Annotated in this window: 2 protein-coding genes, 1 tRNA gene and 1 rRNA gene; 1 reads left to right on the forward strand and 3 read right to left on the reverse strand. The window is 69.3% G+C overall.

What is annotated here, in order from left to right:
* Positions 1 to 242: 242 nt before the first annotated feature.
* Positions 243 to 5,642, reverse strand: a complete 5,400-nt coding sequence (locus ACZ6C1_RS10845; protein WP_469239892.1) for a HAMP domain-containing protein — start codon at positions 5,640 to 5,642, stop codon at positions 243 to 245.
* Between the two features lie 407 nt (positions 5,643 to 6,049).
* Here ACZ6C1_RS10845 and ACZ6C1_RS10850 point away from each other — a divergent pair, with 407 nt between their 5' ends.
* Positions 6,050 to 8,701, forward strand: a complete 2,652-nt coding sequence (locus ACZ6C1_RS10850) for a SpoIIE family protein phosphatase (RefSeq protein ID WP_469239860.1) — start codon at positions 6,050 to 6,052, stop codon at positions 8,699 to 8,701.
* Positions 8,702 to 8,760: 59 nt separating this feature from the next.
* Here the strand turns inward: ACZ6C1_RS10850 and ACZ6C1_RS10855 are convergent.
* Positions 8,761 to 8,833: transfer RNA gene (locus ACZ6C1_RS10855), tRNA-Thr, on the reverse strand.
* Between the two features lie 207 nt (positions 8,834 to 9,040).
* A 5S ribosomal RNA gene (gene rrf / locus ACZ6C1_RS10860) occupies positions 9,041 to 9,157 on the reverse strand.
* Positions 9,158 to 9,292 lie beyond the last annotated feature (135 nt).

Here is a 9,292-nt window from a genome sequence, read left to right on the forward strand (position 1 = left end):
CCCGTCCTCCTCGCCCCGGCAGTTGGCCGGGCGCCGCCCCAGGGGACGACTCCCTTGCGCCGTCCGTCCTTGTGCCGGTCATGGTAGCCGCACCCCGCCTGTCACCACACCCTGTCACCGCGATGTCACTGTGCACGTAGCAGAAACGCGGTGGGAGACCAGAAGGTTCCCCGAATCCGGCCCTCTCACACGCTTTCGACCACACTCAGTCAGCAACTCGCCAGGTTTTTGCCCTCCTCTGCTCACTCTCCGCTCATCCACTGCTCCATCACCGAGAGCAGATGATCCGGATCCACCGGCTTCGTAACGTAATCGGAAGCGCCCGACTCGATCGCCTTCTCCCGGTCGCCCTTCATCGCCTTCGCGGTGAGCGCGATGATCGGCAGGCCGGCGAACTGCGGCATCCGGCGGATCGCGGTCGTCGTCGCATAGCCGTCCATCTCGGGCATCATGATGTCCATCAGTACGACCGTCACATCGTCGTGCTGCTCCAGGACTTCGATGCCCTCACGGCCGTTCTCCGCGTACAGCACCGACAGCCCGTGCTGCTCCAGCACGCTGGTGAGCGCGAAGACATTGCGGATGTCGTCGTCGACGATCAGCACCTTCTCGCCGTGGAACGCGAAGCTGCGCCTCGGCTCGCTCGCCTCCTGCCCGGCCGCCCCCCACGCCTCGGCAGCCCCCGAGCCACCCGAGGTCCCGGAAGCCCCGGAGGGCGCCGCCGCACCGGCGGGCTGACCGGCCTGACCCGGCTGGCCCGGCAGCGCGGTCCGCTGCTCCGCCGCGCCCAGCGCAGCCCTCCGGCGGTGCCGGAACAGGGCGCCCGCTCCCGAACGACGCTCGGAGTGCTCCGGACCGGCGCCCGAAGCGAGCAGCCCGTGCGCGTCCAGCGCCCCGTCCTCGGCACCCGGGTGGAGGTCGGTCACCGACCCGTGCCCGTAGCCCTGCGGCGGCAGCTCGCTCGGGTGCAGCGGCAGGTACAGCGTGAAGGTGGAGCCGCGGCCCGGCTCGCTCGCCGCGTGGATCTCGCCGCCCAGCAGGCGGGCGATCTCCCGGCTGATCGACAGCCCCAGACCCGTACCGCCGTACTTGCGGCTGGTCGTGCCGTCCGCCTGCTTGAACGCCTCGAAGATCACCCGCATCTTGCTGGCCGCGATGCCGATCCCGGTGTCCGTCACCGAGAAGGCGATCAGGTCACCCTCCGGGTCGCGCAGCGAACCGGCCTCCAGCAGCTGCTCCCGGATCGACTGCGGCACGTCCGCCTTGGCCGGCCGGATCACCAGCTCCACCGCACCGCTGTCGGTGAACTTCACCGCGTTCGACAGCAGGTTCCGCAGCACCTGGAGCAGCCGCTGCTCGTCGGTGTGGAGCGTGGCCGGCAGCTCCGGCGAGACCCGCACCGAGAAGTCGAGTCCCTTCTCGGCGGTCAGCGGCCGGAAGGTCGCCTCCACGTAGTCGACGAGCTGCACCAGCGCGATCCGTGTCGGGCTGACGTCCATCTTGCCCGCCTCGACCTTCGACAGGTCCAGGATGTCGTTGATCAGCTGGAGCAGGTCCGAACCCGCCCCGTGGATCGTCTCGGCGAACTCGACCTGCTTGGGCGACAGGTTCCCGTCCGCGTTGTCCGCGAGCAGCTTCGCCAGGATGAGCAGCGAGTTCAGCGGCGTACGCAGCTCGTGCGACATGTTCGCCAGGAACTCGGACTTGTAGCGCATGGAGACGGCGAGCTGTTCGGCCCGCTCCTCCAGCACCTGCCGCGCCTCTTCGATCTCGGTGTTCTTCACCTCGATGTCGCGGTTCTGCTGCGCCAGCAGCTCGGCCTTCTCCTCCAGTTCGGCGTTGGAGTCCTGAAGCGCCTTCTGGCGGCTCTCCAGTTCGGCCGACCGCTCGCGCAGCTGCTCGGTGAGCTCCTGCGACTGCTTGAGCAGCACCTCGGTCTTGGTGTTGACGCTGATCGTGTTGACGCTCGTGGCGATCATCTCGGCGATCTGGTTGAGGAAGTCCCGCTGGATCTGCGTGAAGGGCTGGAACGACGCCAGCTCGATCACCCCCAGGACCTTCCCCTCGAACAGCACGGGCAGCACGATCACATGCGCCGGGGCCGCCTCACCGAGCCCGGAGGAGATCTTCAGGTAACCCGGCGGTACGTTGACCTGGATGGTCCGCTTCTCCTCGGCCGCCGTACCGATCAGCGTCTCGCCGGGCCGGAACGACGTGGGCATCGCCCCGGACGAGTAGCCGTAGCTCCCGCGCATGACCAGCTCGTACGAGCCGTCCTCGTCCGCCCCGATCTCGTTGCCGCCGCCGGTCGGCATCGCCAGGAAGAACGCGCCGTGCTGCGCCGAGACGACCGGGGTGAGCTCGCTCATGATCAGCGAGGCCACGTCGTCGAGGTCGCGCCGCCCCTGCATCAGACCGGAGATCCGGGCGAGGTTGCCCTTCAGCCAGTCCTGCTCCTCGTTGGCCAGCGTGGTGTCACGCAGGTTGGCGATCATCGTGTTGATGTTGTCCTGGAGGACCTGGATCTCGCCCGCCGCGTCCACATCGATCTTGAGGTTGAGGTCACCCCGGGTCACCGCCGTGGCGACGGCCGCGATGGCACGCACCTGCCGGGTCAGGTTCCCGGCCATCTCGTTCACCGACTCGGTCAGGTCGCGCCACGTGCCGTCGACGTCCCGCACCCGGGCCTGGCCACCGAGGATGCCCTCCGTACCCACCTCGCGGGCGACGCGCGTGACCTCCTCGGCGAACGACGAGAGCTGGTCGACCATCGTGTTGATGGTGTTCTTCAGCTCCTGGATCTCACCGCGGGCGTCGATGTCGATCTTCTTGGTGAGATCGCCCTTGGCGATGGCGGTGGTGACCGTGGCGATCTGGCGCACCTGACCGGTCAGGTTGGACGCCATCGAGTTCACCGACTCGGTCAGGTCCTTCCACGTGCCGGAGACACCCGGCACCCGGGCCTGGCCGCCCAGCTCACCCTCCGTACCCACCTCGCGGGCCACCCGCGTCACCTCGTCGGCGAACGAGGACAGCGTCGTCACCATCGTGTTGACCGTGTCGGCGAGCTCGGCGACCTCGCCGCGCGCCTCCACCGTGACCTTCTTGGTCAGGTCGCCGTTGGCGACGGCCGACGACACCCGCGAGATGTTCCGCACCTGCGAGGTCAGGTTGTTGGCCATCACGTTGACGTTGTCGCTCAGGTCCTTCCAGATGCCGGTCACGCCCCGCACCCGGGCCTGGCCGCCGAGGATGCCCTCGGTACCCACCTCGCGGGCGACTCGCGTCACCTCGTCGGCGAAGTTGGAGAGCTGGTCCACCATCGTGTTGACGGTGGTCACCAGGTCGAGGATCTCGCCCCGGGCGTCGACGGTGATCTTCTTCGACAGATCGCCCTTCGCGACCGCCGTGGTCACCTCGGCGATGTTCCGCACCTGAGAGGTGAGGTTGTTCGCCATCGAGTTGACGGACTGGGTCAGGTCCTTCCAGGTGCCGGAGACGCCCTGCACCTCGGCCTGACCGCCCAGGATGCCCTCGGTACCCACCTCACGGGCCACCCGGGTCACCTGTTCGGCGAAGTTGGACAGCTGGTCCACCATCGTGTTGAGGGTGTTCTTCAGCTCCAGGATCTCGCCGCGCGCGTCCACGTCGATCTTCTGCGACAGGTCACCCCGCGCCACCGCGGTGGCGACCTGGGCGATGTTGCGCACCTGGGCCGTGAGGTTCCCGGCCATGCCGTTCACCGAGTCCGTCAGGTCGCGCCACACACCGGCGACGCCCGGCACCTGCGCCTGCCCGCCGAGCCGCCCGTCCGTGCCCACCTCACGCGCCACCCGGGTCACCTGCTCCGCGAACGCGGAGAGCTGGTCCACCATCGTGTTGATGGTGTTCTTCAGCTCCAGGATCTCGCCGCGCGCGTCCACGTCGATCTTCTGCGACAGGTCACCCCGCGCCACCGCCGTCGTCACCTGCGCGATCTGACGCACCTGCGAAGTGAGGTTGCCGGCCATGAAGTTGACGGAGTCGGTCAGCTCCTTCCACGTACCGGAGACACCCGGTACGCGCGCCTGCCCGCCGAGCCGGCCCTCCGTGCCCACGTCCCGAGCCATCCGCGTCACCTGGTCGGCGAACGACGAGAGCTGCGCCACCATCGTGTTGACGGTGTTCTTCAACTCCAGCATCTCACCCGCGACATCGACGGTGACCTTCTGCGACAGGTCGCCGTTCGCGACCGCCGTCGTCACCTGCGCGATGTCCCGCACCTGACCGGTGAGGTTGCGGAACGCCGTGTTCACCGAGTCGGTGAGGTCCTTCCACGTCCCCGCCGCACCCGGCACCTCCGCCTGGCCGCCCAGCCGGCCCTCGACGCCCACCTCCCGCGCCACACGGGTCACTTCGGAACCGAATGCCGAGAGCTGGTCCACCATCGTGTTGACGGTGTTCTTCAACTCCAGCATCTCACCGGCCACATCGACCGTGACCTTCTGCGACAGATCACCGTTCGCGACCGCCGTCGTCACCTGCGCGATGTCCCGCACCTGCGTCGTCAGGTTCCGGAAGACCGTGTTCACCGAATCGGTCAGGTCTTTCCACGTGCCCGCCGCGCCCGGCACCTGCGCCTGACCGCCCAGCAGCCCCTCGGCGCCGACCTCGCTGGCCACCCGCGTCACCTCGTCGGCGAAGGTACGCAGCGTCTCGGTCATCTGGTTGATCGTGTCGGCCAGCTGCGCCACCTCGCCCCGCGCGCTCACCGTCACCTTCTGTGACAGGTCACCGTTCGCGACCGCCGTCGTCACCTCGGCGATACCCCGCACCTGGGACGTCAGGTTCCCCGCCATCGTGTTGACGGAGTCGGTCAGGTCCTTCCACACACCGGCCACACCCGGCACCTCGGCCTGGCCGCCCAGCTCACCCTCCGTACCCACCTCACGCGCCACCCGCGTGACCTCGGAGGAGAACGACGACAGCTGATCCACCATCGTGTTGACGGTGTTCTTCAGCTGGAGCATCTCGCCGGCCACATGGACGGTGACCTTCCGCGACAGATCCCCCTTCGCGACCGCCGTCGTCACCAGGGCGATGTCCCGCACCTGAGCGGTCAGCCGGTACGCCATGGTGTTGACCGAGTCGGTCAGGTCCTTCCACGAACCCGACATACCGCGCACCTGCGCCTGACCGCCCAGCTTGCCCTCGGTACCGACCTCCAGCGCCACCCGCGTCACCTCGTCGGTGAACGCCGACAACTGGTCGACCAGGTTGTTCACCGTACGGGCGACCTTCAGGAACTCGCCCCGCAGCGGACGCGCCGACCCGTCGGTACCCTCCGAACGCAACTCCATCCGCTGGTCGAGGTCACCCTCCGCCACCGCGGACAGCACCCGCCCGACCTCGGAGACCGGCCGGGTCATGTCGTCCACCAGCGCGTTCGCGGCCTCGATGGCCTGCGCCCACGCGCCCTCGCTGGCCCCGACCTCCAGCCGCTCGGACAGCTTGCCCTCCCGGCCGACCATCCGCCGGACCCGGGACAGCTCACCGGTCAGATGCAGTTTCCGGTCGGCGACCTCATTGAAGACGGCGGAGATCTCCGCCATCACCCCGTCACCGGTCACGGTCAGCCGCTTGCGGAAATTGCCGTCCCGCATCGACACCAGGGCCGCCAGCAGCCGGTCCAGGGCAGCGGCGTCCACCTCGACGGTCCCACCACTCCGGGGCCGCCCGCCCTTCGCGCGCGTGCTACCGCCCCGCGCCGTCACGCCAGACTCCACCGTGTCCCTCCCGAAGGGGTTGACCGTACTGCTCGGGCATTTCCGCTCCCCACTGCCGCTGGAAGCCTTCCCAGTGTTTCACCACGACAGAACCAGGCCATAACAGTTCGGCAGCTTCGCATAACGTCCCCGTCCTCGGGGGACGGAAACAGCGGTGACCACCATCCGCCCGGACAGCGAAGGTAAGTAACCTGGCATCCGGCTGTCCAACCGCCCCGGTCCGCCCGGCAGGGGCGGCGCGACGCTGTGAGACCACCGGGCACCGGGGAGGGGCAGGGCCGATCATGGCAGAGCCGGGCGTCGAGACGCGTACGAGGAGTTCTGTGATCACCGCTCGGGCGGCCGCCACCTTCGAACCCGTGGGACGGTCCGTGGCGACCGCCCGGGCCTTCGTCCGGGACACCCTGCAGGGCTGGGGGTACACCGACGTCGTCGACGACGCCGTGGTCCTGACCAGCGAACTCGTGACGAACGCCGTCATCCACGCCGGCACCGCCGCCGACGTCCTGTGCCTGCGCACGGAGAACGGCGTACGCATCGAGGTCGCCGACCGCTACCCGGAGCGCGAGGTCCCGCTCCAGGGCGCCGGCCTCTCCCTGAGCAACCCGGACAGCGAGAACGGCCGCGGACTGCTCCTGTGCGCCGCCCTGGCCTCCCGCTGGGGCGTGGAGTACTCCCCCACCCGCAAACAGGTCTGGTTCCAGCTCGACCTGCCCGAACGCCCCGTGGGCACCCGCTCCGCGGGCCCCGTCCTGCCGGTCGACCTCCTCCCGGTCGCCGACGACCGGGTCCGCGTCGCCGTCGCCCAGATCGACCGCAGCGGCGCCATCACCGCCTGGAACGAGGACGCCGAGCACCTCTTCGGATACGCCGCCGACCAGGTCGTCGGCAAGCCCCTGGGCGACTTCGCCGCCTGGCCCCACACCCCCGGCATCGGCACCGGCATCGCCGAGGCCCTCCGCCTCTCGCGCTGGGAGGGCAGCTACGGCATCCGCGGCACCGACGGCCGCGTCGTCCCCGTCTACGCCTCCCACCTGCGGGTACGCGACACCAACGGCGAACCGTCCACCGTCTGCCTCCTCGTACGGGACTACGAACGCGCCGTCCTCCAGTCCCCCCAGCGCACCCCGGTCGACTCCAGCAACGAGAGCCGCACCACGGACCCCTTCGAGGTCTTCATCGGCTCCCCCGCCCCCGACGACCTCGACGGCCTCCTGCAGCGCACCGTCGAACGCGCCCGCGACATGCTGGACGGCGACGCCGCCTTCCTCCTCCTCGCCACCGACGACGAGACGGAACTCGAGGTACGGGCCACCACCGGCCTGCCCTCCGCCCGCCAGCGCTTCGCCCGCGTCCCCGTGGAGGCCGCCGGCACCGGCCGCTACTCCTCCGCCCGCATGCCCGCCGTCCATGAGGACCTCTCGGCCGTCCCCGGCGCCGTGCCGCTCCTCAACGGCACCGGCATGCGCTCGGTCGTCACCGTCCCCCTCAAGGTCGAGGGCCGCCTCACCGGCTCCCTCGGTGTCGCCGCCGAAGCCGCGGGCCGGTACTCGAACGAGGAGGCACTCCGTCTCCAGTTCGCCGCCGACCGCATCGCCCTCGCCGTCGAGTCCGCTCGCCTCGGCGAGCTCGAGCGCCTCCGCCGCGGCTCCCTCAGCTTCCTCGTCGAGGCCTCCGACCTGCTCGCCGGCACCCTCGACCGCGACCAGACCCTGGCCCTGATGGCTCAGATGACGGTCCCGACCCTGGCCACCTGGTGCGCCGTCTACACGATCGCCGACCCGACTTCGGAGCCGTACCTCTCGTACGTGCTGCACGAGGACGAGGAGCGCATCGACGGCCTCAAGGCCCTCCTCTCCAAGATCGCCCCGCCCGAGCCGGTCCCGTCCCCCGGTGCCCGCGTCTGGACGGCCCCCGCCGACGCCGCCCACCAGGCGGCCCTGCGCACCTCCATGCGCGAGCTCGGCCTCGCCTCCTCCCCCGTGTCCTCCGGGATCGGTACGACGCTGGCCACGGCCGCCGCGGTCGGCGGGGAGACCGTCGTCCTCCCCCTGGTCGCCCGCAACCGCGTCATCGGCATGCTCACCCTGGGCAAGCCGTCCGACGACCACTTCCGTCAGGAGATCCTGGAGCTCGCCGAGGACCTCTCCCGCCGAGCCGCCCTCGCCCTGGACAACGCCCGCCTGTACTCGGAGCGCATGGCCATCAGCCAGTCCCTCCAGCGCAGCCTGCTGCCCCCGGGTCTGCCCCAGATCGACGGCGTCGAGGTCGACGTGATCTACCGCGCCGCCGGCGAGGGCAACGAGGTCGGCGGCGACTTCTACGACCTCTTCCCCATCCGCGACAACGCGTACGGCTTCGCCATCGGCGACGTCTGCGGTACGGGCCCGGAGGCGGCGGCCGTCACCGGCCTCGCCCGCCACGCCCTGCGCCTTCTCGCCCGTGAGGGCTTCGGCGGCCCCGCGGTCCTGGAGCGCCTGAACGCCGCGATCCTCGACGAGGGCGCCCGCAGCCGCTTCCTCACCCTGCTGTACGGCGAGCTGTGGCCCCAGGAGGACGGCAGCGCCCTCCTCAAGGTCGTCTGCGCCGGCCACCCCCTCCCGCTGCGCCTCCGCCAGGACGGCACGGTGGAGCCGGCCGCCGAGCCGCAGCCGCTCCTCGGCGTCATGGAGGACCTCGAGCTGTACGAGGAGACCGTCACCCTCGACCCGGGCGATGTCCTCCTGTGCGTCACCGACGGCGTCACCGAGCGCCGCGAGGGCAGCCGCATGCTGGGCGACGACGGCCTCGCCGAAGTACTCACCACGTGTACGGGCCTGACGGCCGGCGCGGTCACCGCCCGCATCATGCGCGCGGTCGAACGCTTCGCCGCGGAGCCGCCCTCCGACGACATGGCCATTCTCGCGATGCGCGTCCCGGAGCCTCACACGGATTGAGCACATGGAAAAACGAAGAAGGCCCCCGCCACTAGGGCGGGGGCCTTCTTCATTCTCTGAGCCCCCAAACGGAATCGAACCGTTGACCTTCTCCTTACCATGGAGACGCTCTGCCGACTGAGCTATAGGGGCCGGCCAGTCGCTTCGGGGTTTCCCCCTCGGCAACGGGATAAAGCATACCCCGAACGAGCGGGAATGCCCAACCGGCACTGACGAGCCGACAGGCCCTCAAGGGCCGACCGAGAGAAGCGAACTGATAACCCTTCAGGCACACAAGGCCGTAAACGCAAAAATGCCTCAGTCCCGGACACTATCGTCCGGGGACTGAGGCTAAAAATTGTTCGGCGGCGTCCTACTCTCCCACAGGGTCCCCCCTGCAGTACCATCGGCGCTGAAAGGCTTAGCTTCCGGGTTCGGAATGTAACCGGGCGTTTCCCTAACGCTATGACCACCGAAACACTATGAAGATATCCGAACTACAACCAGCCACCCCAAACGGGGTGTGGGAGTTCGTTACTTCAGAACTAACACAGTGGACGCGAGCAACTGAGGACAAGCCCTCGGCCTATTAGTACCGGTCAACTCCACCCA

It is taken from the genome of Streptomyces sp. NPDC041796, from assembly GCF_055590785.1.

Coding starts and splice junctions, on each gene's coding strand:
- ACZ6C1_RS10845 (WP_469239892.1), bottom strand. CDS start 5,642: ATGCGGGACGGCAATTTCCGCAAGCGGCTGACCGTGACCGGTGACGGG.
- ACZ6C1_RS10850 (WP_469239860.1), top strand. CDS start 6,050: ATGGCAGAGCCGGGCGTCGAGACGCGTACGAGGAGTTCTGTGATCACC.